21 protein-coding genes are annotated in these 24,475 nt (G+C 73.0%); 6 read left to right on the top strand and 15 right to left on the bottom strand.

What is annotated here, in order from left to right; genetic code table 11:
* Positions 1–88: 88 nt before the first annotated feature.
* The 4 genes from ACFU5G_RS03805 to ACFU5G_RS03790 all read right to left on the bottom strand — a co-directional run bounded on the left by ACFU5G_RS03805 (position 89) and on the right by ACFU5G_RS03790 (position 4,668).
* Positions 89–1,477: a hypothetical protein gene (locus tag ACFU5G_RS03805; protein ID WP_377240940.1), complete on the bottom strand. Its 1,389-nt coding sequence runs from the start codon at positions 1,475–1,477 to the stop codon at positions 89–91.
* A gap of 62 nt (positions 1,478–1,539) precedes the next feature.
* Positions 1,540–2,298 (bottom strand): DUF2306 domain-containing protein, encoded by a 759-nt coding sequence (locus ACFU5G_RS03800; RefSeq protein ID WP_377240938.1) that lies wholly within the window; start codon positions 2,296–2,298, stop codon positions 1,540–1,542.
* A 98-nt stretch (positions 2,299–2,396) separates the two neighbouring features.
* The gene (locus ACFU5G_RS03795; RefSeq protein WP_377240936.1) at positions 2,397–3,071 is read right to left on the bottom strand and encodes a hypothetical protein; all 675 of its coding nucleotides are present in this window, start codon (positions 3,069–3,071) and stop codon (positions 2,397–2,399) included.
* 106 nt (positions 3,072–3,177) lie between these two features.
* On the bottom strand, positions 3,178–4,668 hold the full coding sequence (locus ACFU5G_RS03790) for a helix-turn-helix domain-containing protein (protein WP_377240934.1): 1,491 nt from the start codon (positions 4,666–4,668) through the stop codon (positions 3,178–3,180).
* Positions 4,669–4,856: 188 nt separating this feature from the next.
* Here ACFU5G_RS03790 and ACFU5G_RS03785 point away from each other — a divergent pair, with 188 nt between their 5' ends.
* Positions 4,857–6,779: a phosphoenolpyruvate carboxykinase (GTP) gene (locus ACFU5G_RS03785; RefSeq protein ID WP_377240932.1), complete on the top strand. Its 1,923-nt coding sequence runs from the start codon at positions 4,857–4,859 to the stop codon at positions 6,777–6,779.
* Positions 6,780–6,909: 130 nt separating this feature from the next.
* Here ACFU5G_RS03785 and trpS read toward each other — a convergent pair whose 3' ends face one another.
* Entirely contained in the window at positions 6,910–8,067 is a 1,158-nt protein-coding gene (gene trpS / locus ACFU5G_RS03780; protein ID WP_377240930.1) for a tryptophan--tRNA ligase, read from the bottom strand.
* Positions 8,068–8,352: 285 nt separating this feature from the next.
* On the opposite strand from trpS, the gene ACFU5G_RS03775 reads away from it, so the two are divergent.
* Together ACFU5G_RS03775 and ACFU5G_RS03770 are read left to right on the top strand one after the other, a co-directional pair.
* Positions 8,353–9,324 (top strand): zinc-binding dehydrogenase, encoded by a 972-nt coding sequence (locus tag ACFU5G_RS03775; RefSeq protein WP_377240928.1) that lies wholly within the window; start codon positions 8,353–8,355, stop codon positions 9,322–9,324.
* 119 nt (positions 9,325–9,443) lie between these two features.
* Positions 9,444–9,923, top strand: coding sequence for a tRNA (cytidine(34)-2'-O)-methyltransferase (locus tag ACFU5G_RS03770; RefSeq protein WP_377240976.1), 480 nt, complete (start codon positions 9,444–9,446; stop codon positions 9,921–9,923).
* Positions 9,924–10,015: 92 nt separating this feature from the next.
* Here the strand turns inward: ACFU5G_RS03770 and ACFU5G_RS03765 are convergent, their stop codons facing one another.
* The 6 genes from ACFU5G_RS03765 to ACFU5G_RS03740 form a co-directional block, all read right to left on the bottom strand.
* The gene (locus ACFU5G_RS03765; protein WP_377240926.1) at positions 10,016–10,768 is read right to left on the bottom strand and encodes a hypothetical protein; all 753 of its coding nucleotides are present in this window, start codon (positions 10,766–10,768) and stop codon (positions 10,016–10,018) included.
* A gap of 43 nt (positions 10,769–10,811) precedes the next feature.
* Complete coding sequence (locus tag ACFU5G_RS03760) at positions 10,812–11,162, bottom strand: type II toxin-antitoxin system PemK/MazF family toxin (protein WP_377240924.1); 351 nt, start codon at positions 11,160–11,162, stop codon at positions 10,812–10,814.
* The gene (locus ACFU5G_RS03755; RefSeq protein WP_357482094.1) at positions 11,149–11,370 is read right to left on the bottom strand and encodes an antitoxin; all 222 of its coding nucleotides are present in this window, start codon (positions 11,368–11,370) and stop codon (positions 11,149–11,151) included. Before ACFU5G_RS03755 ends, ACFU5G_RS03760 begins: the two co-directional genes overlap by 14 nt.
* A 67-nt stretch (positions 11,371–11,437) precedes the next feature.
* The gene (locus ACFU5G_RS03750; protein ID WP_377240922.1) at positions 11,438–12,106 is read right to left on the bottom strand and encodes a ThuA domain-containing protein; all 669 of its coding nucleotides are present in this window, start codon (positions 12,104–12,106) and stop codon (positions 11,438–11,440) included.
* Between the two features lie 100 nt (positions 12,107–12,206).
* Positions 12,207–13,178, bottom strand: a complete 972-nt coding sequence (locus ACFU5G_RS03745; RefSeq protein WP_377240920.1) for an NAD(P)-dependent alcohol dehydrogenase — start codon at positions 13,176–13,178, stop codon at positions 12,207–12,209.
* Positions 13,175–13,723, bottom strand: a complete 549-nt coding sequence (locus tag ACFU5G_RS03740; RefSeq protein WP_377240918.1) for a nitroreductase family deazaflavin-dependent oxidoreductase — start codon at positions 13,721–13,723, stop codon at positions 13,175–13,177. Before ACFU5G_RS03740 ends, ACFU5G_RS03745 begins: the two co-directional genes overlap by 4 nt.
* Positions 13,724–13,827: 104 nt before the next feature.
* Here ACFU5G_RS03740 and ACFU5G_RS03735 point away from each other — a divergent pair, with 104 nt between their 5' ends.
* Entirely contained in the window at positions 13,828–14,577 is a 750-nt protein-coding gene (locus ACFU5G_RS03735) for a TetR/AcrR family transcriptional regulator (protein WP_377240916.1), read from the top strand.
* 25 nt (positions 14,578–14,602) lie between these two features.
* On the opposite strand, the gene ACFU5G_RS03730 is transcribed toward ACFU5G_RS03735, so the two are convergent.
* Together ACFU5G_RS03730 and ACFU5G_RS03725 are read right to left on the bottom strand one after the other, a co-directional pair.
* A complete protein-coding gene (locus ACFU5G_RS03730; protein ID WP_377240914.1) occupies positions 14,603–15,841 on the bottom strand; it encodes an NAD(P)/FAD-dependent oxidoreductase in 1,239 nt (412 codons plus the stop codon).
* Between the two features lie 213 nt (positions 15,842–16,054).
* On the bottom strand, positions 16,055–17,110 hold the full coding sequence (locus tag ACFU5G_RS03725; protein ID WP_377240912.1) for an aldo/keto reductase: 1,056 nt from the start codon (positions 17,108–17,110) through the stop codon (positions 16,055–16,057).
* 63 nt (positions 17,111–17,173) lie between these two features.
* Between ACFU5G_RS03725 and ACFU5G_RS03720 the strand changes: the two genes are divergently transcribed.
* Positions 17,174–19,336 carry a hypothetical protein gene (locus ACFU5G_RS03720; protein WP_377240910.1) on the top strand — a complete coding sequence of 721 codons (2,163 nt, stop codon included), beginning with the start codon at positions 17,174–17,176 and terminating at the stop codon, positions 19,334–19,336.
* A gap of 205 nt (positions 19,337–19,541) precedes the next feature.
* Here ACFU5G_RS03720 and ACFU5G_RS03715 read toward each other — a convergent pair whose 3' ends face one another.
* Together ACFU5G_RS03715 and ACFU5G_RS03710 are read right to left on the bottom strand one after the other, a co-directional pair.
* Complete coding sequence (locus tag ACFU5G_RS03715) at positions 19,542–20,480, bottom strand: glycoside hydrolase family 19 protein (RefSeq protein WP_377240908.1); 939 nt, start codon at positions 20,478–20,480, stop codon at positions 19,542–19,544.
* 278 nt (positions 20,481–20,758) lie between these two features.
* Positions 20,759–21,805: a LacI family DNA-binding transcriptional regulator gene (locus ACFU5G_RS03710; RefSeq protein WP_377240906.1), complete on the bottom strand. Its 1,047-nt coding sequence runs from the start codon at positions 21,803–21,805 to the stop codon at positions 20,759–20,761.
* Positions 21,806–22,113: 308 nt separating this feature from the next.
* On the opposite strand from ACFU5G_RS03710, the gene ACFU5G_RS03705 reads away from it, so the two are divergent.
* Positions 22,114–24,432 carry a discoidin domain-containing protein gene (locus ACFU5G_RS03705; protein ID WP_377240904.1) on the top strand — a complete coding sequence of 773 codons (2,319 nt, stop codon included), beginning with the start codon at positions 22,114–22,116 and terminating at the stop codon, positions 24,430–24,432.
* Positions 24,433–24,475: the final 43 nt, after the last annotated feature.

The raw sequence follows: 24,475 nt of genomic DNA, 5'->3' as shown, positions 1-24,475 counted from the left end.
CGAGGCGGCACCCCTCCCCTTCGAGGCCTAAGTTTCTTCGCTTTGCGGCGTCGCAGAGCGAAGAAACTTAGGCCTCAAAGGAGAGACGTCAGTACGTGTACGTGTTCAGCGTCCGCACCGCCGCGGCCGGGTCGCCGACGTCGTAGCGGTCCACCGCGACGAACGTCGGCTTCTTGCGGGCCGCAGGCTGGCAGAACCGCTGGGCCCGGTCCAGCAGCCGCTCGTTGTCGGTCCGGGCCGTCACCTCGACCGGCACGTCCCGGAAGTGGTTCATCACGAACAGCGGCCGGAACCCCGCCCCGGGGCTCGTGAGCGGGATGTTCGTGCCGGCGTCGTACCAGCGGCTGTAGCAGGCCCAGTCCGAGTCGCCGATGCCCGGGCCCATGGACCAGTAGTTCTCCACGGTCCACTCCCGCTGGTACATGACGCCGAAGCTCTCCCGGGTCAGGCCCGCGCCCTCGTCGGCGGACCGGCTGTGGTCGCTGAGGATCAACAGGCGGTCGTTGTCGGCGACGAGCCGGGACATCGTGGGCCAGCCGTCCTCGCGGACGCCGGTGCGGTCCGGCCGGTAGAGCACGTCCGCCAGCCCGTCGACGCGGTCGAGCTCGGCACGCAGCACGGCGGGCTCCACGTAGTCCTCCAGGAACACCGTGACGAACTGGTCCGGGTGCGCCTGAAGGAAGTCGACCATCCGCTGGAGGTCCACCCAGAGCGCGACGGGGCTGCTCACCAGGGTGCAGCTGTTGTGGCACAGGATCGCGCCGTCGCCGGTCTGGTGGATGTCGAGCTGGAACCCGCGGACGCCGTCGGCGAGCTGCTGCTCGATCCCCCGCGTCTGGTTCGGCGCGAGGTTCACGAACGGCGGCGCGAAGCCGCCGTCCACCCCGTTCGCGTACGCGTTGTGCGCGGTGAGGAACGTCATCTGGTCCAGCGTGCGCTGGTCGGCCGGCGGCAGCGGGCCGGTCACCGGGCCGACGGGCGTCAGGTACCACTGCGCGAGCGACCCGTCGCCGCCCACCGCGAGCTGGGCCGGGTAGTTCTCGCCGCCCGGCCTGGGGCTCACGGTGAGGTGGTCACCGGTGCCGGGAGCGCGGAGCAGGTACCGGTCCCCGCCCGCGTCGAGCACCTCCCAGGCGGCGTCGGCCTGGTCGCAACCGACCGTCCGCGCCTGCCCACCGGAGCGGCCCAGGCAGGTCCCGGCCGCATCGGTGCTCTCCAGGACGTGGGCCGATCCGGCGGCACGCAGGGTCCACTGCTGCCGGTCCTCGTCGCCCTTCGGCCGGTGCTGCTCGACGGCACCCCCGGCGTCCGCCGCGTTGAGCCCCGTCGTGGCGCTCTGCACGTAGTAGGTGCCGGACGGCGGCGCGGCCTCGGCCGTCACGGCCGCCGGGACAGCGGGTGCGGCCGCCGCCGTCGGCAAGCCGAGAGCGCCCGCGGCCAGTACCGCGACGACGAGCAGGGAGCGGGAGGTTCTCATGGGTGGGACCGTCCTCGGGGATCGCCGTGAGCCGCCGGCCGGACGCGCGGGGCCGGGTGAAATCACACCAGGCGGGCCCGCGCCCTGTCATCAGTGGTTCCCCCAACGGTCCGGCGGCGGCCCGGCCGCCGGCTCAGGAGCCACGCCTCCGCCACGACCAGCGGCACCGTCCAGCCGAGCCAGTTGGTCAGGGCCATCTCGGTCTGCATCATCGCGACCTCGCTGCCCTGGAACCAGGTGTCCACCCGGGGCCCGAGGACCGGCATCCACACGAAGTGCCACAGCCGGTTCGTGACGATCGACATCGTGAGCACGTAGCTGCGCACCATCCACTCGCGATGCTCGTCGAACCGGCGCTGCCGGGCGGCACGGAACCCGGCCACGGTGCACGCGAGCCACAGCACGGCGAGAAAGACGTGGCTCACGGCCGACATCGGACCGAACGGCGACGCCGCGCCGATGACTCCGGCGAGGATCGCCGCGGGGACCACCCCGCCGAGCACGTACACCCGCCCGAGGCGCCGGTGCGCTACCCGGAACCGGCGCCGGAACCAGGGCCACACCTGAAAGAGGCCGGTCGCCATCGCCACGGTCGCGAAGCCGATGTGGCTCACGAGCAGCACGTAGTGCCCCGGGAACGTGGACGGCACGAGGGAGAGCCCCGGATCGAGGACCAGGTACCGGGGCAGCGAGACCGCCAGGAAGGCGAGGACGACGACCGCCAGGACCGCCGTCCACGGGCGCCGCCACCACGGACGGCCGGGCGCACGAGGGCCCACGGAGCCGAGGGCGGGAGCATCTTTATGCAGGTCAGAGGGCATGCACCGACCGTAGGAACCTGGCGCTGCCCGACCTAGCCGGTGCACCCCCGGAGGCAGGTAGGGGCTGCCCTACCCCGCGGGCTCCGGGCCTGCGGGCGTCAGCGCAGGGACGGCAGCGACGCCACCACGTACCCGTCCACCTCGACGACGTCGCCGGGGCTCAGCTCCGGCTGCCCCGTCGGGAGGCAGAGGGTCACCTGGAAGCCGTCGGTCTGCACGCGGGCGGCGGTGAACCCCTGGCCGGTGCGGGAGACGGTGCGCTGCTCGATCGCCAGCACGACGCCGGTCAGGTGCGCGACGGCGTCGGTCGAGGCCGCGTACGCGCCCGTGGGCTCGAAGACCAGGCCGGACACGGCGGCGTCGGCCTGGCCGATGACCTGCACGGAGTTGCCGAGCACGACGATGGAGACCGGGCCGGTGATCGGGGTCTCCGCGTTGCCGAGCAGGGCGAGCTCCTCGAGCTGGCAGGCGATCTCGGTGATGACCTCGTCGTGCTGGTTCACGAGCTCGGCGAGCACCAGGCCGCCGTCGACCGCCTGCGGCTCGGAGATGATGGCGCCGGGCGCGGCGTAGAAGGTGGGCGTGACCACGCGCACCAGGTCGCCCTCGGTGGTGATGATCAGGCGGGCACCGGACACGTCGGTCCAGATGTGCACCCCGACCTCACCGTCCTTGGCGATCGTCTCGGCCTCCGCGCGTGCCGAGGCCACCAGGTCGCGAAATTCGCTACGTCGCCAGACGTCCAGTCCGATGCAAGCCAGGTTCGATGCCACGGTCGCCTACGCTAACCCGACGCCGCGCCGGGGACCTGACGGGGAGGTCATACGCGCGTGTCAGACGCACAGGTCACCCGAGGGACCTGTGCGTCTGACACGGGGGTCAGTCGGGGGCGTGCTTGTCCAGGAACGCGTACACCTCGGCGTCGTCAACACCGGGGAACGCGCCGCGCGGCAGGGCCGCGAGGATCTGCTGGTGCATGCGCCCGGACGGCCAGGCCTCGCCCGACCAGCGGTCGGTGAGCTCCGCCGAGGGCCGCTGGCAGCAGGCCGGGTCGGGGCAGGTCGAGACGCGCCGCACCTGCGTGTCCCGCCCGCGGAACCACTTGGCGTGCGCGTACGGCACCCCGACCGTGATCGAGAACGCGCCAGAACCACCGTCGGTCCCGCCCGCGGGCGACGTCGACCCCGTCTGGGTGGAGCACCAGAACGTCCCGGCCGGGGTGTCGGTGTACTGGTAGAACTCGGTGGCGCGGTCGCGGCGCTCGAACGCCTCGCGCGCCGCCCAGCGCCGGCAGATGAGCTGCCCCTCGATGGCGCCCGTGACGTCCTGCGGGAACGGCAGCCCGTCGTTCGCGTAGCCGCGGAACAGCGCGCCGTCGGCCCCCACGCGCAGGAAGTGCAGCGGGATGCCGAGGTGGTGCGTGGCGAGGTTGGTCAGCCGCATGGCGGCCGCCTCGTGCGTGATGCCGAAGGCGTCGCGGAAGTCCTCGACGGCCAGGTCGCGCTCCCGCTTGCGAGCCTCCAGGAACGGCACCGCCACGAACTGCGGCACCAGGCACGCGGCGGCGAAGTACGTGATCTCGACGCGCTGGCGCAGGAACTCGCCGTACGAGCGCGGCCGGTCGTGCTCCAGCACGCGGTGCGCCAGCGCCTGCAGCGCGAGCGACCGCAGGCCGTGCCCGCCCGGGGTCGACGCCGGGGGCAGGTAGATGCGCCCGTTGCGCAGGTCGGTCACCGAGCGGGCGGACCGGGGCAGGTCGCCCACGTGCAGCAGCGTGAAGCCCATCTGCTCGGCCATCCGCGCCACGGTTCGGTGGGTCAGCGCGCCGCCCGTGTACCCGGCGGCCTTGACCATCTGCTCGGCGACGGCCTCGAACTGCGGGTAGTGGTTGTCGCGGGCCTCCCGCTCCAGGCGCAGCTCGGTGTTGGCCCGCCGGGCCTCCTCGGGCGTGGCGATCGCCATCTGCTCGCGGCGGGCCAGCTCGTCGTGCAGGCCCACGAGCTGTTCGAGCACCGGCATGGGCAGCTTCTGGCTGGGTTTGACGGCCGGCACCCCGAGCGTGGTGAACAGGGGGCCGCGCTGCGCCCGGTCCAGCGCGATCTCCAGGGCAGCCCGGCGCGACGGCGGCTCGGCGCTCAGCAGCTCGCTCATGGGGACGCCCAGGGCCTCCGCGATCGACCGGAGCAGCCCGAGCCGGGGTTCGCGGCGGCCGTTCTCCACGAGGGAGAGCAGGCTCGGCGCCGAGCCGACCTTCTCGCCGAGCGCGTCCAGCGTGAGCCCCTGCCCGGTCCGCAGGTGCCGGATCCGCCGTCCGAGGGTGATCAGGTCCGTCTCGCCGCCCGACGACGTCGGCTCGCCTCCGGCAGGCATGTCGCCCTCCGCTCGTGGTCGCTTTCACCCGGTCGCTGCCCGGGACGGGCCAGCAAGAACCCGCTCCTTCACACTACGTGAAGATCGGCGATTCTTGACAGCCCATGGGCTGGAATTCGGGGCGATCCGCACGTGAAGGTGGAAACAAGCCCGCCACCGTGGCCCGCAGTCTGACGATCGGAGCGCACATGTCCGTCCTCGCGAACCCCCGCCGAACCCGGCTCGTCGCCGAGCTCGTGGCCGACGTGACCATCGGTCAGGACTCCACCACGGCAGACACCTCGGCGTCCACGGCCGCGAACGGCATCCCTGCCGCCGGAGACCTGGACGTGCGCGACTGGGTCGCCCGCGTCGCCGAGCTCACGCAGCCGGACGAGATCGTCTGGTGCGACGGCTCCGCCGACGAGAAGCAGCGCCTCATCGACCAGATGCTCGACGCCGGCACCCTTGTCGCGCTGAACCAGGAGAAGCGGCCGGGCTCGTACCTGGCGCGCTCCAACCCGGCCGACGTCGCCCGCGTCGAGTCGCGCACCTTCATCTGCTCCACGGACGAGGAGGACGCCGGCCCCACGAACAACTGGGTGGCCCCGGCGGACATGCGCACCGAGCTGAAGGGCGTCTTCGCCGGCTCCATGAAGGGCCGCACCATGTACGTGGTGCCGTTCTCGATGGGCCCGGTGGGCGGCCCCATCTCGCAGGTGGGCATCGAGATCACCGACTCGCCGTACGTCGTCGTCTCCATGCACGTCATGACCCGCGTCTCGGACGAGATCCTGCGGCTCATCGACGCCGGCCAGCAGTGGGTCCCCGCCGTGCACTCGGTGGGTGCGCCCCTGGCCGAGGGCGAGGCGGACGTGGCCTGGCCGTGCAGCGACACCAAGTACATCGTGCACTTCCCGGAGAGCCGCGAGATCTGGTCGTACGGCTCCGGCTACGGCGGCAACGCCCTGCTCGGCAAGAAGTGCTTCGCGCTGCGGATCGCCTCGGCGATGGCGCGCGACGAGGGCTGGCTCGCCGAGCACATGCTGCTGATCCGCATCACCTCGCCCGAGCAGCGCCAGTACCACCTGGCCGCCGCCTTCCCGAGCGCCTGCGGCAAGACGAACCTCGCGATGCTGCAGCCCACCATCCCGGGCTGGAAGGTCGAGACCCTCGGCGACGACATCGTGTGGATGCGCCCCGGCCCCGACGGCGCGCTGCGCGCCATCAACCCCGAGGCGGGCTTCTTCGGCGTCGCGCCGGGTACCGGCGTCGACACCAACCCCACCGCCGTGGCCACGTTCGACCGCGACACCATCTTCACCAACGTCGCGCTGACCGACGACGGCGACGTCTGGTGGGAGGGACTGACGGCCGAGCCGCCGGCGCACCTGACCGACTGGCAGGGCAACGACTGGACGCCCGACTCCGAGACTCCGGCGGCGCACCCGAACTCCCGGTTCACCGTGTCCGCCGCCCAGTGCCCGACCATCGCGGACACCTGGGAGGACCCGGCCGGCGTGCCGGTCGACGCGATCGTGTTCGGCGGCCGCCGCGCCAGCAACGTGCCGCTCGTGGCCGAGTCGTTCGGCTGGGAGCACGGCGTGTTCATGGGCGCCACCATCTCCTCGGAGCGCACGGCCGCCGCCGAGGGCGCGCTCGGCGAGCTGCGCCGCGACCCCTTCGCGATGCTCCCGTTCTGCGGCTACAACATGGCCGACCACTGGGCGCACTGGCTGGAGGTCGGCGCGGGCATCGAGGAGTCGAAGCGCCCGCGGATCTTCCAGGTCAACTGGTTCCGCCGTGGTGAGGACGGCCGCTTCCTGTGGCCCGGGTTCGGCGAGAACTCGCGCGTGGTCGAATGGATCGTGGGCCAGGTCGAGGCCGGCCGCGGCCTGCGCGAGGACACCTCGGTGGCCACGCCGGTGGGCAGCATCCCCGCCCCCGGCACGCTGAACCTGGACGGCATCGACGTGCCCGACGCCGACATGGCGGCCCTGTTCGACGTGCCGACCGAGCCGTGGCAGGCCGAGGCCGAGCTGACCGAGGAGTTCTTCGACCGGTTCGGCGACCACACGCCCGCCGCGCTGCGCAGCCAGCTCGACGCCCTGCGGGAGCGGCTGGCCCGATGATCTCGGGCGGCTGACGGCGCGACATCCACGGGTGGCTACCCGTCGCGCCGCCGGCCGTCCGGACAGGCTTCCCCGGCCGGGTTATTGAGGCATCCCGGCCGGGGATCTCTTTGTCCACAGGCCTGTGGACTCAGTACCGCATCCCCATCAGCCCGCGGACGTCGTCCAGGGTGCGGTCCGCGATCTCGTTCGCCCGCGCGTTGCCCCGGCCGAGCACCTCGTCGAGGTACCGCGGGCCGGCGGAGGCGAGCTCCCGCCGTCGGGCACGGAGGGGACGCAGGCCCTCCACGACCGCCTCGGTGACCAGCGCCTTGAGGCGCCCCGCGCCGGCGGAGCCGACCTCCTCGGCAAGGCGCTCCGGGGTGCTCCCGGTGAAGTAGGCGCCGATCTGGAGCAGGTTGGCGATCTCGGGCCGTCGCTCGGGCTCGTAGGTGATGGCACGCTCCGGATCGGTCTTCGCGCGCTTGAAGAACGTCGCCGTGTCGTCCTCCGAGGCGCGCAGCTCCAGCGCGTTGCCCCGCGACTTGGACATGCGGCGGCCGTCGTCGCCGAGCACGGTGGTCGACGGCGCGATCAGCGCGTCCGGCTCGGGAAAGTACGGCCGCGCGGCCGCGTACCGCTGGTTGAACCGCCGGGCCACGGTCCGGGTGATCTCCAGATGCGGCAGCTGGTCCACGCCCACCGGCACGAGGTTGCCGTGGCAGAACAGGATGTCGGCGGCCTGGTGCACCGGGTAGGTGAGCAGCAGCCCCGAGATGCCGCGCTTCTGCCGCAGCACGGCCGCCTCGGCCTCGGCCTTCACCGTGGGGTTGCGCTCCAGCTCGGCCACGGTGACCAGCGACAGGAACGGCAGCAGGAGCTGGTTGAGGGCCGGCACCGCCGAGTGCGTGAAGACGGTGCTGCGCGCGGGGTCCAGGCCCGCCGCGAGGTAGTCGAGCAGCACCTCGCGGACGGTCGCGGGCAGGTCGCCGGCGTCGTCCCGGTCGGTGATGACCTGGTAGTCGGCGACGATGAGGAACACCTCGACGCCCAGGTCCTGCAGGCGCACGCGGTTCGCGACGGTGCCCAGCAGGTGCCCCAGGTGCAGGGCCCCGGTCGGGCGGTCGCCGGTCAGCACGCGGTACTCCCCCGGGTTCCGGGCGATCCGGTCCTCCAGGACGGCGGTGCGCTCGCGCGCCGCGACGGCGGAGCGGGTGGTGGCGCGCTTCTCGCGGGCGGCGCCGAGGTCGTGAAGGGTGGCGGGGGCGGACGACGTCGGGGCCGCCTCGGGCGGCAGGGTCATGGACATGGTGGGTCTCCTTGGTCAGGGAGCCGCCCACGCACGGCGTCGGGCACAGAAAAGTCCCGGGCTGCGGCGGGCAGCTCGGGACTTCTGTGCGGGTGGGCGCGTCAGGTCACGGCTGCGGGTGCAGCCGCCACCAGTTCCGCCCGTGCGTCATGGGCCCAGGTTATGCGGGCGCGCGGGAGCGATCAAGGAGGGGCGGGCAACGGGCCTTGCCCTCAACTTTGGTTGAGGTTCTAGCGTGGCGACCGAGGCCGGCCACAAGGGCCGGCGCGGACGAGGGAGAGCCAGATGCGGGCGATCGAGGTGCGGGAGTTCGGCGGTCCCGAGGTGCTGGTAGCCCGGGAGGTCCCGGACCCGGTCGCGGGGCCGGGCCAGGTGGTGGTGCGGCTCGTCGCGGCCGACGTCATCTTTCTCGACACCCTCCTGCGCGGCGGATGGGGCGGCGAGATCTTCCCGCTGCGCCCGCCGTACGTGCCCGGGACGGGCGGCGCGGGCCGGGTCGAGTCCGTCGGGAGCGGGGTGGACCCCGCCTGGGCCGGGCGCCCCGTCGTCGTGCACGGGCCGGGGTACGCCGAGCGGGTGGTCGGCGACCTCGGGGACGTCGTCCCCGTGCCGGACGGCCTGGACCTGACCCAGGCCGCGGCCCTCATGACGGACGGCGTGACCGCGCTGCGGCTGACCCAGCACGCCCCTGCCGGGACCGACGGGGCGCCCTGGGTGCTGGTCGCGGCCGCGGCCGGCGGCGCCGGGTCGCTGGCCGTCCAGATCCTGCGCGACGCCGGGGCACGCGTCGTCGCCGCGGCACGGGGCGAGGCCAAGCTGGCCCTGGCCCGCGAGCTGGGCGCGGAGGTCGCCGTCGACTACTCCGAGCCGGGCTGGGCGGAGCGGGTGCGTGCGGCGACGGGCGGACCGGGCGTCGCGCTGGCCCTGGACGGAGCAGGCGGCGCGCTCGGGGCGGAGGTCTTCGAGACCGTGGCCGACGGCGGCCGGTTCGTCACCTACGGCACCGCCAGCGGCCAGTTCACCGAGATCGACCCGCGGGTCGCCGAGCAGCGCCGGATCGAGGTCATCAACGAGCTGGCCGGCGGCCCGCCCGCACCGGAGCTCGTCCGGTCCCTGCTGGAGCAGGTGCTGAAGCTGGCGGCCGCGGGCCGGATCCGCCCCGCCATCGGCGCGACGTTCCCCCTGTCCGACGCCGCCGCAGCCCACGTCTCGCTGGCCGAGCGCGCGACGGTGGGCAAGTCGCTGCTGCTGACCTGACCGGACCGCCGGAGGCCGGGTCGGCCCCGGCCCCGGCCGCCGGCTGGTGCCACGGCGGGGACGACGCCCCGCCGTCGGGCAGCGAGAATGGACCCGTGCCGCACCCTGACGCCCCCGAGCTGCCCGAGAACCCCCTCGCCCACATCGTCTACTTCGAGCCGCGCATCCCCGGGAACACCGGGTCCGCGATCCGGCTCGCCGCCGTGACGGGGGCGCGGCTGCACCTGGTGGAACCACTGGGCTTCGACCTCTCGGAGGCCAAGCTGAAGCGCGCCGGGCTGGACTACCACGACCTCGCCGTCATGGACGTGCACCCGTCGCTCGACACCGCCCTCGACGCACTGCCCGAGGCCCGGGTGTTCGCGTTCACGACCCGCGCGACCACGCGCTTCACCGACGTCGAGTACCGGCCGGGCGACGTGCTGCTGTTCGGCCCCGAGCCCACGGGCCTGCCGCCCGAGGCGCTGAAGCACCCCCGCGTCACCGACGAGCTGCGCATCCCGATGCTGCCCGGTCGGCGGTCGCTCAACCTGACCAACGCGGCGTCGATCGCGGTCTACGAGGTATGGCGCCAGGCGGGGTTCGCCGAGGGGGCGTGAGACGAGGGTCAAGAGCCTCGATCGATCGCAGAAGTGATACTGAGATTCTCGCAAAAGTGATATCGCGATAATTGGCAGGACGTTCGAGTGGGCTACGCCCGCACCACCAGCACCCGGCCCGGGGCCAGCTCGTACCGCCCGGGCACGACGCCGGGGCTCGCCGGTCCCGCCTGGGCGACCACGGTCACAGGCGGCTCGCCCACCACGCGGTCCGACGTCGGGAACCAGGTGCGGCCCACGCTGACCAGGATCAGCATGCCGTCGATGTGCCCGGCCGGGCTGAACGTCGCCGACCCGTCCGGGTAGCGGCCGATGCCGGCCTCGGTGAGCCGGTCCGCGGCGTCCACGACGTCGGGCACCGCGACGCCCACCTCGCTCACGGACAGCAGGTCGCCCGGCCCGAACGGTTCTGACGGGCTTGGCTGGGTGCCGGGCACGGGCAGGCTCGAGGCCTTCGCCCCCGCGCCGCGTCCGGCACCCAGGTCGCGGGGAAGATCACGGCGCGCGATGACCTCCAGGACGGAGCGGTCCGGTCCCGGGAAGTAGAGCGACCGCGCGTTCCAGGCGTCCTGCGCCTCGAACTCGGTGCGGTCGCCGTCGCTCAGCAGACCGGGCCCCGCCGCCAGGAACGCGCGGGCGGCGTCGAACCGCGCGTCGTCGATCAGGAACGCGTAGTGCTGGTCGCCCGCGGCGTCGGCGTCCTCGCGGAAGCGCAGGACCGTGCGCCCGACGGTGACCTCGACCGCGCCGATCTCCTTGCTGACCGGCAGGCCGAGGACCGTCTCGTAGTACGCGGCGGTCTCTGCGAGCGAGCGGGTCACCGTGTCGACGCTGATGATCTCCATGCGGCCCAGCCAACAACCTCAACAACGGTTGAGGTCAAGCGGATCAGGAGATCCCGAGGTGCACCAGCAGGGCGTCGTCGAGCGCCGCCTGCTCGTCGGTGGACAGCTTGCCGACGCGGTTGACCAGGCGGCTCATGTCGACCGCCCGCACCTGCTCGGCCTGCGCCTTGGAGTCGACCGCGAGCCCCGAGCCCCGCTTCGAGACCAGCACCTGGAACGAGAGCACGCGCTTCACGTTGCTCGTCAGCGGCACGACGGTCAGGACGCCACGGCCGAGTCGCCGGGCTGCCGCGTTGTACGCGTCGTTCGACACGATGACGACGGGCCGGACCTTGTTCGCCTCGGAACCGCGCACCGGGTCGAGGTCCGCGTACCAGACCTCACCGCGATACATCGGACTCCAGGCCGTCGGCGACCGTCACGTCCCAGACCTCGGCCTCACCCGAGTCGTACCACTCGGAGATGGCCTGTTCGGCTTCCAGCGTGAGCGCCATCTGCCGCAGGGCGCCGATCGCCTCGTGGACACCGGCGGACCGCGAGCCGAGCCCGTTGTCCACCACGTAGTCGTCCAGGAACCGCAGGTCCTGTTCCGGAATGCTCACACTCACCTTCATACCTTCGATCCTACCCTGGGTGATGGATCCCGGACCAGAGGTAGCACTCTTCGTGCTACGCCAGCAGCCAGGAAGCAGCGCGGCGCAGGAGCTCCTGGTGCCCCTCCGACTCGAAGGAGCGGACGTCGTGGCCCAGCCCCGAGTAGGCGCTGCGGCCGCCGTGCGCCTCGTTGACCCAGACGACGGGGTGCGGCTTGCCGTCGTCGTCCAGGGTGGTGCCGAGCACGCGCGTCTCCGGCGCGACGCTCAGGCGGCAGTACCGCTCGTCGAAGGCCTCGACCGCGCGCAGGTCGTCGGTGACCGGGTGGCCCTGGACCAGCTCGAAGCGGGCGGTGCCGATCGGCGGGTGCATCGACTCGCCGGGGATCCAGCGGCCCCCGAGCACCGCCGCCCAGTCGGGCGCGTCGTAGAAGGTGTTCGCGGCCTGGTGCAGCCCGAGCACGGCGCCCCCGGCCCGCGCCCAGCCGGACAGCCGGTCGTGGACGGGTCGCCAGTCGTCGTCGGACCCGTCGAAGTCGGCGTCGCGGCGGCCCGTGCCGCCGTTGACGACCAGCAGGTCCATGGAGTCCAGGTCGTCCAGCGCGTCGCGGAACAGCCCGCGTACCTCGACGGCCCCCAGCTCACCGAGGATCCCGGCGGCCACGTGCGACGTCGCCGCGTGGTCGTGCCAGGGGTCCTCGTAGCGTCCACGGCCGGAGAGGATGAGGATGCGGCGTTGCGTCATGCGCCCGATCCTGCCATCTAGGCCATGGGCACCGAGCGTAGGGTCAGTCGCCGGAACAGCGCTCATGCCGCGACGATCCCTACGTTCGACGGCGGCTCGCCTATGGGGTGAACACGAGCTTGCCGCGGGCGGCGCCCGTGGCCAGGCGGCGGAACGCCGCCTGCACCTCGTCCAGGCCGTAGCGGCGGTCGACGACGGGCCGCACGGCGCCCGAGGCGAGCAGCGCCGCCAGCTCGTCCAGGTCCGCCCGCCGGTTCGGGTGCCAGGCGAACGTGCCCATCCGGGTCCCGGTCAGCCTGCCGACCACCGGGCCGAGCAGCGCCTTCTCCGCGAAGGACCCGATGCGCCGCGCGATCAGCACGTACCGGCCGCCCGGCGCGAGGCAGCGGCGCAGCGCGACGAGGGACCGGGTGTCGGCGATGTCCAGCACCACGTCGAACCGCCGGCCGGAACGCGTGACGTCGTCCTGGCGGTAGTCGAGCACCTCGTCCGCGCCCACCTCCCGGAGCAGGTCCAGCTTGTCCCCGTGGTCGACGGCGGTGACCACCGCGCCGCGCGCCTTGGCGATCTGCACCGCGAACGGCCCCACGCAGCCGCCCGCGCCGTTGACCAGCACCCGCTCGCCGGCCCGGACCGGCCCCGCGGCGCGCAACCCCTGGAGCGCGAGCGAGCCCGAGTGCGGCACCGTGGCGGCGTCCTCGAACGAGACCTGGTCCGGGAGCGGGGCGAGGGCCGACGCCGGGACGCACACCCGGTCGGCCAGCGATCCCTGGCCGCTGTCGAAGAGGTCGGCCCAGACGCGGTCGCCGGGGCGCAGGCCGGTTGCGTCCGCACCGACGCGCTCGACCGTCCCGGCCACGTCGAGCCCGACCCTGAGGTTCGCCGGGCGCACCAGGCCCGTGGCCAGGCGGGCGAGGCGCGGCCTACCTAGCAGGTGGTCGACGTCGGCCATGTTCAGCGATGCGGCCTCGACCCGGACGACCGCCTCGCCCGGGCCCGGCTCGGGCGCGTCGAGCGTGGTGACCCGCAGGACGTCGGCCGCCCCGTACCGGTCGCGGACGACGGCCCTCACGCCGTGCCGCCCGTCTCGGTCGTGCCCGTGCCGGCCGTGCTGGACGCGCCCTCCGTGCCCGTCGCGCCGACCGGCGCGCGGCGCAGCGCGAGGAAGTCGGTGACCTTGAAGAGCCGCGCGACCCGCCGGTCCGCCCCGCTCAGGTAGGGCAGCGCCTCGGCCGGCTCGACGATCTCCGGGGTCACCACGTAGGCCCGCCCGTCGACCAGCAGCTCCGCGGAACCGGCCGCCCGGACGTTGCGCAGCCAGTCCACGCCGGTGCCGTACGGCAGGTAGACGAGGAAGTCGTCGTCCATCGGGTACACGCCGATCGGCGTCGCGTACCGCACCCCGGACCTGCGCCCGACGTGCCGGATCAGGTCGTTGGACGAACCGGCCTTCCCCGCGTCCCGCAGCGTCCGGCGGTTGGTGACCCGGCGGTTGAACCGGCGGACGACCGCGAGGCCTCGCCGGTTCTTGGTGCGCATGACCAGCACCAGTGCCACGAACGCGGCGAGCCCCAGCACGAGAAGAGCCCCTACCGCCCACAGGATCCAGCTCCACATGACGCACCGCCTTCCGGAGGAGGCTTACGGCGTAAGCCTTACGTCGTAAGGTAGGACCGTCCCCAGGCTCCGTCAAGGGTTCACGGACGTAGGATCGCGAGACCATGACTTCCCCGCAGACCACAGGCACACCACCACGGACCGCACTCACCCGCGCCCGGGTGCTGGAGTCGGCGGTCGCCCTGGCGGACCGGGACGGCCTCGGGTCACTCACCATGCGGAGCCTGGCCCGCGAGGTCGGCATCGAGGCCATGTCGCTCTACCACCACGTCGCCAGCAAGGAGGACCTGCTGGACGGCGTGGTGGACGTCGTCGCGGCGGAGATCCAGGACGCGGTCGCCCTGCTCGACCCGCTGCCGGACGACGCGCCCCCGTCGGCCTGGAAGCCCGCGATGCGCCGGCAGATCCTCACGGCGCGCGCGGTGCTGCTGCGCCACCCCTGGGCGTCGACCGTCCTGGAGTCCCGGACGTCGTTCAGCCTGCACATCGTCCGGTACTGCGACTCGCTGCTGGGGCTGATGCGGCGCGGCGGCTTCTCCTGGGACCTGGTGCACCACGCGATGCACGCCCTGGGCAGCCGCGCGTTCGGGTTCTCCCAGGAGCTCTTCGAGCCCGACGGCGCGACCGCGGGCTCGGCCGCCGACGGCGGAGCCAGGGAGGGCGCCGACGACGAGGCGACCGCGATGCTCCAGCAGATGGCCGACCAGGTGCCGCACATGGTGCAGATGCTCGCCGAGGTGGCCCACGACGAGCCGGGCGCCACCCTGGGCTGGTGCGACGACCAGACCGAGTTCGAGTTCGGCCTCGACCTGATCCTCGACGGGCTCGACCGGCTGGCCGGGCGCGGGGCCTGACGCCGCCGGCGCCCGGCGCCGGAGGTCAGCGCAGCGGGTCGAACGGCCGGATCTCCTCCGGCGTCTCCCCCGTCGTGATCTGAGTCGCCAGCGCGCGGCCCGTGGCCGGGCCCAGCACCATGCCCCACATGCCGTGGCCGCCGGCCACGTAGACGCCGGGCGCCGCCGTCAGGCCCACGAGCGGCAGACCGTCCGGCGTCACCGGCCGGGAGCCCACCCACTCGTCTGTGCGCGAGTCCAGGTCGACGCCGTCGAACAGCCCCCGGACCGAGTTCACGATGGCCCGGATGCGGCGCGGCTGGAACGGCTCGTCGGGCCCGCGGAACTCCATGGTCCCGGCGATCCGCAGCCGCCCCTGGTACGGGGTGCAGGCCACGCGGCGGGCGGGGAAGTAGACCGGGTGGTCGATCGGCGGGCCCGAGACGGGCACGCTGAACGAGTACCCGCGCCCGGCCTGCACCCGCGTGCGGACGCCGAGCTGCCGCGTCAGGTCCGGGAGCCATGCGCCCGTGGCGACCACGACGGCGTCGGCCCGCAGTGGGTCGTGGCCCGCCACGTGCACCTCGGAACCGCCGTCGGGCAGCGGCCGGACCTCCGTGACGCGGGCGTCCGTGAGCACCTTCGCGCCCCGCGCGCTGACCGACGTCGCCAGCGCCTGCACGTACGGGCCGGGCTCGATGTACCGCTGCCCGTCCAAGTTCCAGATCTCCTTGACGGCCCGGGAGAGGTGCGGCACGCGCACGCCGTCGGGCAGCCGGGACAGCCGGACCTCCTGGCCGGCCCGGGCCACGCCCCGCAGCTCGTGCACGAACGGGCGCGACTGATGCTCCCGCTCGAACCCCACCACCCAGGGACTCGGGTACGACGTCGCGTGCACGCCGCCGGACTCGAGCTCGTCGTACGCGTCGAGCGCCACGCGGTCGATCGGCGTCAGAGCCGCCATCGCGCGCTGCCACGCGGACGGCGTCGCGTGCGTCATGAACCGCGCGACGAAGCCCCAGAGCGCCCGGTCGAAGCGGAACGGCACGCTGAGGGCGGCGTCGGGGTCGAGCATCGCCTTCGGGCCGTACGCCCAGAGCGACGGGTCGGCCAGCGGCATGGCCATGCCGGGCGTGAGCCAGCCGGCGTTGCCCCAGGAGGAGCCGGCAGCGACGCCGTGCCGGTCGAGGACCGTCACCTCCACGCCACGTTCCTGCAGGTGCCAGGCGGTGGACAGGCCGACCATGCCGGCCCCGACGACGATCACGGACTTGGTCTCGGTCACGCTGGTGCTCCTTCTCGCGAGTGCAGTACCTCTCAGTACCCCTCCCCGTCGAGCGGCGACCCCCTCATCGTCCACCGGACGGGTCGATTCGGCGCGACGGCCTCGTGAAGTGCGGTGGAACTCGGGGTGTGGAGCCGCCGACGAGGTAGGCCGAGCCCCGCCGCCCGGCAGTCGTGCCGGGTCGGCGGGGCTCGGCCCGGCGGATCTGGCCGCTCAGCCCAGCGGACGGGCCAGGGGCTCGATCGCCGCGATCTCGTCCGCGGACAGGGGGCCCGCCGCGAGCGCCGCGACGTTGTCCTCGAGCTGCGCCACCGACGAGGCGCCGATGAGCGCCGACGTCACGCGCTCGTCCCGCAGCACCCAGGCGAGCGCGAGCTGCGCGAGCGTCTGGCCGCGGCCGGCGGCGATGTCGTTGAGCGCCTTGGCCCGGCCGAGGTAGTCCTCGGTGAGCGCCCGGTCGGAGAGGAACGGCGAGTCGGAGCGCGCGGCCCGCGACCCGGCCGGGGCGGCTCCGGCGAGGTACTTGCTGGTCAGCAGGCCCTGCTGGAGCGGGGAGAACACGATGGTCCCGACGCCCAGCTCGCCGACGACGTCGAGCAGCGACTCGCTCTGCACGCCGTCGTACCCGTCCTCGTGCGCGGGGTTCTCGATGTGCCGGTTGAACATCGAGTAGGACGGCTGGTGGATGAGCAGCGGCACGCCCAGGTCGCCGAGGATGCGCGCGGCGTCGCGGGTGCGCGCCGGCGAGTAGTTGGAGACGCCCACGTACAGGGCCTTGCCCTGCTGGACCGCGGAGGCGAGCGCGCCCATGGTCTCCTCGAGCGGGGTCGAGGGGTCGGGTCGGTGGTGGTAGAAGACGTCGACGTAGTCGACGCCCATCCGGGTCAGCGACTGGTCGAGGCTGGCCAGCAGGTACTTGCGCGAGCCGTGGTCGCCGTAGGGCCCGGGCCACATGTCGTAGCCGGCCTTGGTGGAGAGGACCAGCTCATCGCGGTACGGCTTGAGGTCGGCGGCGAGGTGCCGACCGAAGTTCGCCTCGGCCGCCCCGTAGGACGGGCCGTAGTTGTTCGCGAGGTCGAAGTGCGTGACGCCCAGGTCGAGCGCGCGGCGCAGGATGGCGCGCTGCGTGTCGAACGGGCTGGTGTCGCCGAAGTTGTGCCAGAGCCCCAGGGACAGCGCGGGCAGGTCAAGACCCGAGCGGCCGGTGCGGCGGTACTGCATGGTGTCGTAACGGTCCTCTGCTGCGAGGTACCGGGATGCGAGAGGCATACGGCCATCGTGGCACGGGAAACCTGTGCGTCCGGACCACGGTTCCCTGCCATGATGCGCGTCATGCCCGCACAGATCTTCGACCTGGTCGTCCGCCGGACGTGGCGCGTCCCCCGCACGGAGGTCTCGGCCGGTGACGCCGCCTCGGTCGCCCGGCGGTTCGACGGCGTGCTCCTCACCTCGGGTTTCAAGGCGTCCGGTCGCCTGCTGGGCTACCTGGGCGGGCTGGCGCCGCAGGACGCGCGGCTAGTGGCCGTGCGGACGCTCGCCGTCGTGGGTGAGGCGCTCGGCGACCACGTGCGGCACAACGCGTACTTCAAGGATTTTCCCGCGAACGTGCCGGACACCGACGACTTCTGGGTCTCGGCACTGGAGGACGCGCTGCGTGGCACGCCGCAGGAGGGGCAGGCGGCGGAGCTCCTGACCCGCGGACCGGTCGACCTGCTCGGGCTGCCGCGTTACGGCCGCTACCAGCACACCTACGAGGAGATGGTCGCGGCGCACGACGCGTTCCTCCCGGCCCTGGGCGACCGGCGCACGGTGCTCGACGTCGGCGGCACGCTCGACGAGGAGGCTCACCGGCTGTACCTGCACCTCGCGGGCAGCACGACGCCGCTGTCGGACACCGACCTCGCCGCACTCACGCTGCTGGCCGGGCACTGCGGGGGCATGGCGCAGCCCGCGGTGGTTCCCCTGCGGTCGGCGCGCGCGATCGTCAACGCCACGCACGTCCTGTACGGCCGCGAGCCCGAGGTCGACACGGTCACCGACGTCCTGCGGCTGGCCTGCGCGCTGTCCGGCGGGGACGTGACGCTGGAGACCGCAACCAGGTTCCGGTCGCTGCCCCGGCCGGTCCGGCGCGTGCTGCTGGGCGCGCTCGACCGTGTGGTGGCGGCGTCGCCCGCGAAGCTCGGTGACGTCGCGGCGCACCGGGAGGCGTGGAAGCGGCTCGGCGAGCGGCTGCACCCGCACGAGCACGGGGCCCTGTCGTCGGCCGCCCGGGTGTTCGCGGTCGCCCGCGGGGACGAGGACGCGCCGTCGCTCGCCGCCCGGGTCGAGCGCTCGCTCGCGACCGGCGCGCGGGACGACGCCCTGCGCCTGCTCTCGGCGTCCCCCGGGACGCTGGTCCGGCGGGTCGACCACCTGCTGCGGTCGGCGTCCGACGAGGCAGAGGCCGCCGCCGTCGTCGACGCGGTGGAGCGGACGCTGCCGTCCGTTTCCGGCCGGGTCGTGCTCGGGCTGCGCGAGCACCTGGAGAACCGGCGCCGGGCGGACGGCGACCGGCGCGTCTTCGTCAACCGGCAGGGCGGCGCGTGGGCCGTGCCCGACGAGCGCGCGGGCCTGCCCGCGGACGCCCTGGCGGCACTTGCCCGGGCGTGCGACGCCGAGGTGCTCCGCCGGGTGCCGAGGCAGCAGGACCTGGTCGTCGAGCCCGACTTCCTCGACGTGGCCCTCCCCCTGTCCGCGCGGGCCCGGCCGGACGGCGCCGGGGTGCTGCCCCGCGGTTCGCGCACCCGGGTGTCCGGAGAGCTGCTGCGGTTCTTCGTGCACTGGCGGCAGCAGAGCGCCGACACGGACCTCGACCTCTCGTGCCTCCTGCTGGACCGCGACTTCGCCGACGCCGAGCACGTGTCGTGGACCCGGCTGCGCGGCGGCGGCTTCGTGCACTCCGGCGACCTCACCGAGGCCCCGGAGGGCGCCACGGAGTTCGTCGACGTGAGGCTGTCCGGGATCCGGCGGGACGTCGTCGTGCCGGAGGTGCACGTCTACTCCGGCGAGGGGTTCGACCAGGTCGCCGAGGGGTTCTTCGGGTTCATGACCCGCGCCGTCGCCCAGGCGGGGCTGCCGTTCGAGCCGGCGACGGTCCGCCTGAAGTCCGACCTGGCCGGCTCCGGCAAGGTCGCGGTCCCGGCGGCCTTCCTGCGGGCCGACGACGGCTGGGAGGCGCTCTGGCTGCACCTGAACCTCCGCGGGAGGTCGAGGTTCAACACCGTGGAGGGGCACCGCGTCACCACGACGACGCTGGTCAGGGACATCGCGGCGCGCCGGTACCTCACGGTGCGCTACCTGGTGGACCTGCTCCGCGCCGACGGTGTGAAGGTGCACCACGAGGTGCCGCAGGGTGCGGGGCCGGTGACCTACCTCGGGTTCGGCGCCCCGGAGGAGCTGCCGGAGGGCTCGCGCGTGGTCACGCCGCAGAACCTGCTCGACCTGGTGCCCGCCTGACGTCTAGGGTGTCGCCGGGCGAGGCCATGCGGCGGCTTCCTTCTCACTCTTGGATGAACCTAGTCGCCGCGCTCTCCTCGCCCGCCTACTTGCCCGACGTCGATGACGGGCGTCGACCACAGCAGTTGCTGCCAGGACGGCCGTGCTCCTGGCAGCAACTGCTGTGGTCAACGGATCTGGCCCCGTCGGGTCAGCCGGCAGCGGGTCAGCAGTAGAGGTTGCCGCCCGGGTCGACGCCGAGGGCGCTCGTGAAGCGCAGGTAGGTGTCCACGCGGCTCTGCACCTGGGCGGGGTTGCCGCCGTTGCACTCGATCGAGCCGTTGATGCTGCGGATCGTCTCGCCGAACCCGGCGCCGTTGACGATGGCGTTGTGCGGCGTCATGGTGCCCGGACCGTTCTGGGTGTTCCAGTACCAGAGGCCGGTCTTCCAGGCGATCGCCGAGTTCGTCGAGACCAGGCTCGGGTTGTTCAGCAGGTCGATGCCGAGCGCGTCGCCCGCGGCCTTGTAGTTGAAGTTCCAGCTGAGCTGGACGGGTCCGCGGCCGTAGTACTGGTCGTTGCCGGCCGGGCAGCCGTACGGCTGGGACGTGTCGCAGTAGTGCGGGTAGTTCGCCGTGTTCTGCTCGACGACGTAGACCAGCCCGCCGGTCTCGTGCGAGACGTTGGCGAGGAACGCCGCCGCCTCCCGCTTCTGCACGGTCTCGCTGCCGCTGTTGGCGAACCCGGGGTACGCGCTGAGCGCGTCGACGAGCCCGGCGTAGGTGTAGAACGAGTTCCGGTTGGGGAAGAACGAGTTGAACTGGGCCTGGCTGACCGGGAAGTCCTCGGCGCCCGGCGGGTCGACCGGCGGCTCGCCGCCGTCGCAGGTACCGGTCCGCTCCCAGACGCCCCACTCGCCGGTGGTGCCGGGCGTCTCGCCCTGCGTCCACCACTTGGCGCGCCACGAGGCGCCGGCGTGGGTCACCAGGCTGCCGCCCACGTAGACGGCACTGCTGCTCCAGGCGGCAGCGCTGCAGCTGGCGACCGCGGCGGGCGCGGCCGTATCGGCGGCGGGTGCGGCCGAGCCGGGGACTGCGACGACCCCCGTCGTCAGGAGTGCGGCGACAAGGGTTGCGACAAAGAGCGGTACGCGACGAGCTCTCACGGGGAACCACCTCGATTCGGGTCCTGGGCCGTCGTCGACACCGACGACCGATTTGTTCAGGAACCTAGCAAGATGCTCCCAGCCGGGTCGTGAGGGATTCCCACACGGGTACCCGTACGTCCGGGGCCTCGGGTGGGGGCGTCGGGCCACGTGCAACCTGTGAGCCCATGTGACTTCGGTCGGCTGTATTCAGATCGGTCGGTCAATTGACCGGTCTCAAGACAACCGACCGAAGTCAGGACCTGAGCGGGCAGGGTGCCTCAGCCAGGCCCGTCCACTCACGCCGAGTCGCGGACCACCAGGATCGGCTCGAAGATCGCCGAGCGCACCGCCGGCTCGTCGGCGTCGATCTGCTCCAGCAGCATCCGCGCCATCTCCTCCGCCATCTTCTCCACGGGCTGGCGCACCGTCGTCAGGCGAGGGCGCGCCTGCACCGCCACGGGGCTGTCGTCGAAGCCGACGATCGCGACGTCGTCGGGCACGCGCCGCCCCTGGGACTGGAGCACGTGGATCGCGCCCTGGGCCATGAGGTCGTTCGACACGAAGACGCCGTCCAGGCCCGGCGACGCGGCGAGCAGCTCCGCCATCGCGGACTCCCCGCTCTCGAACGTGAACGAGCCCGCCACGCTCGGGACGAACGCGTGCCCGCGCCGTGCCGCGGCGTCCCGGAAGCCGTCGAGCCGGTCCCGCGCGGACGGGACGTCGAGCGGCCCGGAGATGACGCCGAGCGTGCGGCAGCCACGGTCGAGCAGGTGGTTCGCGGCCAGGCGGGCGCCGTCGGCGTTGGCGAGGTCCACGTAGCTGGCCGGGATCGCGTGGCCCGGCCGGGCGAACAGCACGATGGGGCGGCCGGTGCCGATGAGTTCCTCCGGCAGCGGGTCGTCGGCGTAGGTGGAGACCAGCAGGGCGCCGTCGGCGTTCCCGAACCGCAGGTAGGACGTGACCTGGCCGCGGGTCTGCGCGTCGTCGGCGAACATGAGGACCGGGTGCACGTCGTGGGGTCGCAGGGTCCGCACCAGGGAGCCGACCACCCGGCCGAAGAACGGGTCGGAGAAGACGCCGGACAGGTCGAGCTCGCCCTCGGGGTCGGCGTCCGCGCCCGAGATCACGACGGCGACCGTGCCCGTCCGGCGCGTGACCAGGGACCGCGCGGCCCGGTTCGGCACGTAGCCGGTCTCGGCGACGGCCTCCAGCACGACCTCCTGGACCGCGGGCGCGACCTTGCGCTTGCCGTTGATGACCCGGGACACGGTCGCGCGGGAGACGCCGGCGACCTTCGCCACGTCCTCCAGGGTCGGCGCCGCGCGCCGCAGATCCTTGCTCACAGGCCGACGGTAACAGAGTAAGAGCGCTCTCCCACGGAGGCAGCGCGGATGAGATCCGGGCGGCGTGGCGCCGGGCCGCCGTCGAGCCAAGCACCTGCTAACCGCTCTATCACTGGGAAAATAGCGCCAAGAAGCAGACGAAAATCAGCGCCCGAACCCTTGACGGTCCACCAAGAGCGGGTCAAGGATGGGCGGCGTAAGAGCGCTCTCCCAACTCGCGGCGCACCGGAGCGACGCGAGCGCAGGCTCAACGACGAACCGCGCCCCGGCCGCCGCACCTGGCCGACGAGCGGACGGAGAGGACCACCATGACCACCACCGGATCACCCGGCGCCCGGACGCGACGGCTCAGGCGCGGGGCACGCGCCGGGGCCGCCACCCTGGCGACCGGCCTGCTCGCCGCGGCGGCGCTCGTCGCGCCCGCCGCCTCGGCGCCTGCGGCACCAGCCCCCGCGGCACCAGCGCCCGCAGCACCCGCGCCCGCAGCACCCGCACCGGCCGCCGCGCAGGCGGACCCGGTCCTGCTGTCGCAGGGCCGGACAGCCACCGCCTCCTCCGTGGAGAACCCCGACTACACACCCGCGAGCGCCGCCGTCGACGGCGACCTGACGACCCGGTGGGCCAGCGAGTTCAGCGACCCGCAGTGGATCCGGGTCGACCTGGGCCGCTCGGCCACCCTGGACCACGTCGAGCTGGTCTGGGAGTCGGCGTACTCGAAGAGCTACCAGTTCCAGGTCTCGGCCGACGGGTCTTCCTGGTCCACCGTGTACTCGACCACCTCAGGCGACGGCGGCACCGACACCTTCGACGTCGACGGCACGGCGCGGTACGTGCGCCTGCTCTCGACCGCGCGCTCGGGCGGCTACGGCAACTCGCTGTGGGAGCTGCGGGTCTTCGGCGCGGCCGGCGGCAGCACCGACCCGGGCGACCCCGGCGACCCGGACTACGTGAACCCCGGCCACCCGAACGTGCCGGTCCGGGACTCCGGCGCGAGCACCGTCGAGGTGGTGGGCGGCGACGGCGCCTGGGACCTGGAGGTGGACGGGCAGCCGTACACGGTCCGCGGCTTCACGTGGGGCCCGGCGTTCAGCACGGCCGACCACTACATGCCGACACTCACGGCGATGGGCGCCAACACGATCCGCACCTGGGGCACCGGGGCAGACACCCGCCAGCTCCTCGACTCGGCCGCCGCGCACGACGTCCGCGTGGTGATGGGCTTCTGGCTGCTGCCCGGCGGCGGTCCCGGGTCCGGCGGCTGCATCGACTACCGCACGGACACGAGCTACAAGTCGACGACCAAGGCCGACATCCTCGCCCAGGTCGCGGCGTACAAGGACCACCCGGGCGTGCTCATGTGGAACATCGGCAACGAGTCGCTCCTGGGCCTGCAGAACTGCTACTCGGGCACGGAGCTGGAGGCGATCCGCAACGCGTACGCGGCCTTCGTCAACGAGGTCAGCGTGGCCGTGCACCAGGCCGACCCGAAGCACCCGACCACCAGCACCGACGCGTGGGTGGGCGCCTGGCCGTACCTGGAGCGCAACGCCCCGGACCTGGACCTGCTGTCGGTCAACGCGTACGGCGACCTGTGCAACGTGCCAGCGGCCTGGGAGGCCGGCGGCTACGACCGGCCGTACATCATCACCGAGGGCGGCGCGGCGGGTGAGTGGGAGGTGCCGGACGACGCGAACGGCGTCCCGGACGAGCCCACCGACCTGGAGAAGGAGCAGGCCTACGTGGACTCGTGGCGCTGCCTGCGGGAGCACGACGGCGTCGCGCTGGGCGCCACGTTCTTCCACTACGGCATCGAGGGCGACTTCGGCGGCGTCTGGTTCAACGTCCTCCCGGGCGACAACAAGCGCCTCGGCTACTACTCGATCGCACGGGCCTGGGGCGTCGACACGTCCGGGATGAACACCCCGCCGCGCATCACCGCGATGAACGTGGCGGGCGCGACGGCGGTGTCCGCGGGCGAGGAGTTCACCGTGAGCGTGGACGTGACCGACCCCGACGGCGACCCGATCGACGCCAACGTGATGCTGAACAGCAAGTACGTCAACAACGCGGGCGGCATCGCGCAGGCCGACTTCGACCAGACGGCGCCCGGCACGTTCCGGGTCACGGCGCCCGAGATGCTCGGCGTCTGGAAGGTCTACGTGTTCGCCGAGGACGGCCACGGCAACGTGGGCGTGGAGACGAGGTCGTTCCGCGTCGTAGCGCCCCCGGTGGACGGGACGAACATCGCGCGCGGCAAGACCGCCACGGCGTCGAGCTTCGACCCGTGGAACGGCGACTGGACGCCGGGCCGCGCCGTCGACGGCGACGCCGCCACGCGGTGGGCCAGCGAGTGGGGCCCGACCGCCTGGTACCAGGTGGACCTGGGCTCGGTGCAGTCGTTCGACCACGTGCAGCTCGTCTGGGAGACGGCCTACGGCAAGTCCTACCAGGTGCAGACGTCGAACGACGGGAGCACCTGGACCACGGTACGCACGGTGACGGGCGGCAACGGCGGCGTCGACAGCCTGGACGTGGCCGGTACGGGCCGGTACGTGCGGCTCAACCTCACCGAGCGCGGCACGGAGTGGGGCTACTCGCTGTACGAGGTCGGCGTCTACCAGCAGTGAGCACGGCAGTGACGGGTCAGCAAGGCACACCACCACCGAAGGA

The organism is Promicromonospora sp. NPDC057488, from assembly GCF_042802395.1.
Taxonomy (GTDB): domain Bacteria; phylum Actinomycetota; class Actinomycetes; order Actinomycetales; family Cellulomonadaceae; genus Promicromonospora.
This window is presented reverse-complemented; position numbering and strand designations above follow the sequence as displayed.

Excerpts from the sequence above, each read along its gene's own strand:
- trpS (WP_377240930.1), bottom strand. The coding sequence starts at position 8,067 with ATGTCCATGACCCTGCCGCCCGAGGCGGCCCCGACGTCGTCCGCCCCC.
- ACFU5G_RS03725 (WP_377240912.1), bottom strand. The coding sequence starts at position 17,110 with ATGCCTCTCGCATCCCGGTACCTCGCAGCAGAGGACCGTTACGACACC.
- ACFU5G_RS03800 (WP_377240938.1), bottom strand. The coding sequence starts at position 2,298 with ATGCCCTCTGACCTGCATAAAGATGCTCCCGCCCTCGGCTCCGTGGGC.
- ACFU5G_RS03760 (WP_377240924.1), bottom strand. The coding sequence starts at position 11,162 with ATGTATCGCGGTGAGGTCTGGTACGCGGACCTCGACCCGGTGCGCGGT.
- ACFU5G_RS03765 (WP_377240926.1), bottom strand. The coding sequence starts at position 10,768 with ATGGAGATCATCAGCGTCGACACGGTGACCCGCTCGCTCGCAGAGACC.
- ACFU5G_RS03740 (WP_377240918.1), bottom strand. The coding sequence starts at position 13,723 with ATGTGGAGCTGGATCCTGTGGGCGGTAGGGGCTCTTCTCGTGCTGGGG.
- ACFU5G_RS03775 (WP_377240928.1), top strand. The coding sequence starts at position 8,353 with ATGCGGGCGATCGAGGTGCGGGAGTTCGGCGGTCCCGAGGTGCTGGTA.
- ACFU5G_RS03705 (WP_377240904.1), top strand. The coding sequence starts at position 22,114 with ATGACCACCACCGGATCACCCGGCGCCCGGACGCGACGGCTCAGGCGC.
- ACFU5G_RS03785 (WP_377240932.1), top strand. The coding sequence starts at position 4,857 with ATGTCCGTCCTCGCGAACCCCCGCCGAACCCGGCTCGTCGCCGAGCTC.
- ACFU5G_RS03805 (WP_377240940.1), bottom strand. The coding sequence starts at position 1,477 with ATGAGAACCTCCCGCTCCCTGCTCGTCGTCGCGGTACTGGCCGCGGGC.
- ACFU5G_RS03750 (WP_377240922.1), bottom strand. The coding sequence starts at position 12,106 with ATGACGCAACGCCGCATCCTCATCCTCTCCGGCCGTGGACGCTACGAG.
- ACFU5G_RS03735 (WP_377240916.1), top strand. The coding sequence starts at position 13,828 with ATGACTTCCCCGCAGACCACAGGCACACCACCACGGACCGCACTCACC.
- ACFU5G_RS03720 (WP_377240910.1), top strand. The coding sequence starts at position 17,174 with ATGCCCGCACAGATCTTCGACCTGGTCGTCCGCCGGACGTGGCGCGTC.
- ACFU5G_RS03790 (WP_377240934.1), bottom strand. The coding sequence starts at position 4,668 with ATGCCTGCCGGAGGCGAGCCGACGTCGTCGGGCGGCGAGACGGACCTG.